The sequence below is a fragment of the Lactobacillus equicursoris DSM 19284 = JCM 14600 = CIP 110162 genome (assembly GCF_001434815.1).
GTDB lineage: Bacteria > Bacillota > Bacilli > Lactobacillales > Lactobacillaceae > Lactobacillus > Lactobacillus equicursoris.
In genome coordinates this window covers 1-3,727 of sequence record NZ_AZDU01000082.1, presented here as the reverse complement: position 1 = coordinate 3,727, position 3,727 = coordinate 1, and the positions used below count along the sequence as shown (strand labels likewise).

5 protein-coding genes and 1 pseudogene are annotated in these 3,727 nt (G+C 46.3%); 4 read left to right on the top strand and 2 right to left on the bottom strand.

All coding sequences use genetic code 11. The annotated features are described in order from the left end of the window. Nucleotides 1-116: 116 nt before the first annotated feature. Nucleotides 117-647 carry a DNA alkylation repair protein gene (locus tag FC20_RS09255; RefSeq protein ID WP_008462224.1) on the top strand — a complete coding sequence of 177 codons (531 nt, stop codon included), beginning with the start codon at nucleotides 117-119 and terminating at the stop codon, nucleotides 645-647. Here FC20_RS09255 and tnpA read toward each other — a convergent pair. Next, nucleotides 531-986: an IS200/IS605 family transposase gene (gene tnpA, locus FC20_RS10220; protein ID WP_081586778.1), complete on the bottom strand. Its 456-nt coding sequence runs from the start codon at nucleotides 984-986 to the stop codon at nucleotides 531-533. The genes FC20_RS09255 and tnpA overlap by 117 nt on opposite strands. A gap of 188 nt (nucleotides 987-1,174) precedes the next feature. Between tnpA and FC20_RS09250 the strand changes: the two genes are divergently transcribed. The 3 genes and pseudogenes from FC20_RS09250 (at nucleotide 1,175) to FC20_RS09240 (ending at nucleotide 3,501) form a co-directional block, all read left to right on the top strand. Next, nucleotides 1,175-2,476 carry an RNA-guided endonuclease InsQ/TnpB family protein gene (locus tag FC20_RS09250; protein ID WP_039944079.1) on the top strand — a complete coding sequence of 434 codons (1,302 nt, stop codon included), beginning with the start codon at nucleotides 1,175-1,177 and terminating at the stop codon, nucleotides 2,474-2,476. Nucleotides 2,477-2,661: 185 nt separating this feature from the next. Then, a pseudogene (locus FC20_RS09245) lies at nucleotides 2,662-2,961 on the top strand (DNA alkylation repair protein); the annotation flags it as partial. A gap of 33 nt (nucleotides 2,962-2,994) precedes the next feature. Beyond that, complete coding sequence (locus tag FC20_RS09240) at nucleotides 2,995-3,501, top strand: NAD(+) diphosphatase (RefSeq protein WP_008462216.1); 507 nt, start codon at nucleotides 2,995-2,997, stop codon at nucleotides 3,499-3,501. Nucleotides 3,502-3,547: 46 nt separating this feature from the next. Here FC20_RS09240 and FC20_RS10935 read toward each other — a convergent pair. After that, nucleotides 3,548-3,727: hypothetical protein (locus FC20_RS10935; RefSeq protein ID WP_236697665.1), on the bottom strand; the 180-nt coding region annotated here is incomplete at its 5' end.

Sequence of the window (3,727 nt, the reverse complement as noted above, 5' to 3'; positions counted from 1 at the left end):
CAGTGGTGTTCAAATTGATTATACAATCGACATTTGATATTTTTTCTATCGGTATTTTTGCCTTTAGAAAAAATACAATCCTTACTATTCTACCATAACTAGCAAAGGACTAGACCATGACTGCTAAATCTGACTACCTATATGTGAAAAAGCTCTACGAAGAGCACGCCGATCCAGAGACTGCCGTTCCCATGGCGCACTACATGCGAGACCAGTTCCAGTATTACGGACTAAAGAGCCCGATTCGCCGGGAACTGGTGCGAGAATTTTTAAAGGAAAAGAACAAGCAGGACCTGGACTGGGCCTTTGTGGACCTCTGCTTTCAAGATGACTACCGGGAGCTGCAGTACGTGGCTTGCGACTATTTGACCCGGAAGGCTAAGAAACTTCAGGCTGGTGATCTTGGCAAAATAAAAAAGCTAGTTCAGACCAAGTCCTGGTGGGACACGGTAGACAGCCTGGTTAAGCTGGTTGGGAAAATCTTTTTAATGATTTTGTCAATGGACGGCAAGCCTGGAAGTCCACCTATTTTAATGGGTGGATGGATAGGGCTTGCCGTCCTTTTTTGCATTATAGACCTGATCATTGATGTATCTTTCCACGGTGTCCTTCGACATGTTTCCAACGGTTCCGATATAGTAGCTTGATGACCACAAGTGACCGCCCCAGCATTTCTGTTCTCTAATATCCGGATGATCGCGCAGATACATATATCCGGTAGATCCTTTGAGAGCTTTGACCACATCGCTGATAGATTTTGACGGCCTGAAAGATATCATGGCATGAACATGATCCGGCATAACCTCCAGCTTCTCAACTTGGATATCGTTCCTAGCTGCCACAGTAAGAATAAGCTCCTTCATCTCGCTTGCAAGTTCGGCAGTTGTAAATATTTGATTCCGGTACTTGGTGCACCAGATCAGATGATAATGGCAGTTGTAAACGTAGCGCTGGGCGTATACTGCATCTTTGATTTTATCAGCCATTGCAATTCTCTCTTTCTTAGTTGAATCATGATATTAAGCCACTTTAAAATAGTCCATTGAATAGCGGATTATGTTATAATTATAGCACAAGAATCGAGGTGAGAAAGATGACTAAAAAGAAGAAAGAAGTCGCTGTCAAAGTCAAAAAGACCGACGAGGAAAAAGATAAAAAGAAGCGCAAGACGCTAATGATCCCGATGTCAGAGCTACCATATCATCTTGGCATCAAGATGCGGATCTATCCAAGCAATGAGCAAAAACGGCTGATTGCCATCAACAGCGGTATCAGCCGCTCCGTCTACAACAAGCTGATAGCCATCAATTCTGAGCTGAACCAGCTCAAGAAAGTTAATGTCTACGTCAAGCAGGTAGCTGACAGGATCGAGGCACTTGAGGAACGCAAAAGCAAGCTTTCCAAGTACTACTTCTACATGGATTCAGAAGACGTGGACAGCTTGAATATTGCTCAGGCAAAGCACTGCTATGGGGCGGCATGGAACATGTACCACAAGTTCCATTCCTCAGGCCACCCAAAGTATCACAAGAAGGGCGTCAACGATGGCTATCAAACTTCTTGCATCTACAAAAGCGAGGACAAGAAGATCGAAAACTGTACTCCATTTTCAGGCTCGGTGCGCTTCCTGGACATGAAGCACGTCAAGCTGGCAAAGCTTGGCAGAATCAGAATCAGCGGCTCAAGCTACCGCAAGGTTCTTGCCCACAATCCCAACTTCCGAATTGGCACGGCCACCATCAAATATGATGCCTCTGGCTTCTATCTGTCTCTTCAAATTGGTGACGTTGTTCCATTCAAGGCGCAAAAGGCAAAGACGGGCAAGAAGACAGGAATCGATCTCAATCTTTACAATTTCCTGACCGATTCAGACAGCACGGTAGTGGACAATCCACGCTACTACCGCAAATCCTTAAAGCGGCTGAAAAAGCTTCAAAGACGGGCGTCAAGAAGACAGCTTCGTGCCAAAAAGGAAGGCCGAAAGCTTTGGCAAAGCAAAAACTATCAGAAGGCTCGCAAACAGGCGTCTCGTCTTCAAAAACGAGTTCGCAATCAAAGAGAGGACTTCCTTCAAAAGCTCAGCACTGCATACATCAATAACCACGATATAGTAGTGCTTGAGGACTTGAGAGGGAAAAATCTGATGAAGAATCATGCCTTGGCAATGTCGATTTCTGACGTGGGCTGGACCAGTTTTCAGAGAATGCTTGAATACAAGGCAGGCCTTTACGGCAAGACCTACATTGAGATCGATAAGCGCAACACAACCCAGCGGTGCCATGACTGCGGCTCTATCATGGGCCACAACGGTCATGAGAAGCTGACCCTGAAGGACCGGGAATGGGACTGCCCAATGTGCGGAGCGCACCATATCCGCGACTACAATGCCGCGCTGAACATCTTGGAGAAAGGCATTGCCAAGCTCTCGGATCAGGAATACAAAATAATTCCGTACGATTCGGAAGCTGCAAGCTGAAGCAAGCATGCAATCCTTAGTAGAAAAAATGAGCCCCAGGCAACCCGAGGCTCAATAATATAAGTTTGGTAATTGGATGATCCCTGCGCCCGCAAATCATCTGTATCTGACTAGTGTGAGCTGAAATGCATTTAGTCATTTCTCGACTTGCAAGCCCCGGACTTTAGTCCGAGGTTGGTTGACAGGAAGAAAATAAGCAAGCAGTTATGAAAACCGTCCGGGACTGGGCGGTTGATCCCGACTTTTGGGTGAGAAGAACGGCAATCGAGTTCCAGCTGGGGCTGAAAAGTGCGACGGATCCAGAGCTCTTAAAGGAAATCATCTTGGAGAACCTGGGCAGCAGCGAATTTTTCATCAACAAGGCTATCGGCTGGGCGCTCCGGGACTACTCTAAGACCAACCCGGACTGGGTGCGGAAATTTGTAGACGAGTACCGGGAGCAGCTAGCCCCCCTGTCGGTCAGAGAAGCAAGTAAGTATATCTAATGAAAAGCAATAAAGCAAGAAAAGAGCTATTTCATGTTTGAACTAAACTATTGCCCCCAATGTGGGCAAAAGTTGACTAAGAGAAGTTTGCCGCTAGAGGGCGAGGTGCCCTACTGCGAAAAGTGCCAGGACTTCCGCTTTCCCATTTTTTCCGTGGCAGTCTCCATGATCGTCATGAATCAGGCCAAGGACAAGGTGCTCCTAATCAAGCAGTACGGCCGGGACTCCTACATTCTGGTGGCTGGCTATGTGAACAAGGGCGAAGACAGCGAGGCCACTTGCCGGCGGGAGTTAAAAGAAGAGCTCAATCTGGACCTGAAGAGCCTATCTTTTAACCGGTCGAGCTACTTTGCCCCATCCAATGTCTTGATGCTCAACTACACGGTGGTGGTTGATGAAGACCAGCTGGTTACGCCTAATGAAGAAGTGGACGCCTGGGATTGGCTGAGCGTGGACCAAGCGCGTAAGCAGATCCGGCCCAAGTCCCTGGCGGAAGAATTTTTGGATGAGTATTTGGACAAGCTATACGAAAGCAATTAAAGGGATGCTGGAGTAAAAAAAGATAAGAAGGTTAAGGTGGGAGCGGTTAACCCCTTAAGAAAATAAGCTTTTTAGCAAATCTGATTTCCAAACTAAGATGATTATCTAATGCTAATAGCTTGCTTTTAGAAAATAAACAAGCTACAATAATTTTGTTATTTTTGAAGACACTCCAAACAGGCAGTTTGAGAGTGTCTTCTTGTGCTAACACTTCTTGTGCTAACAC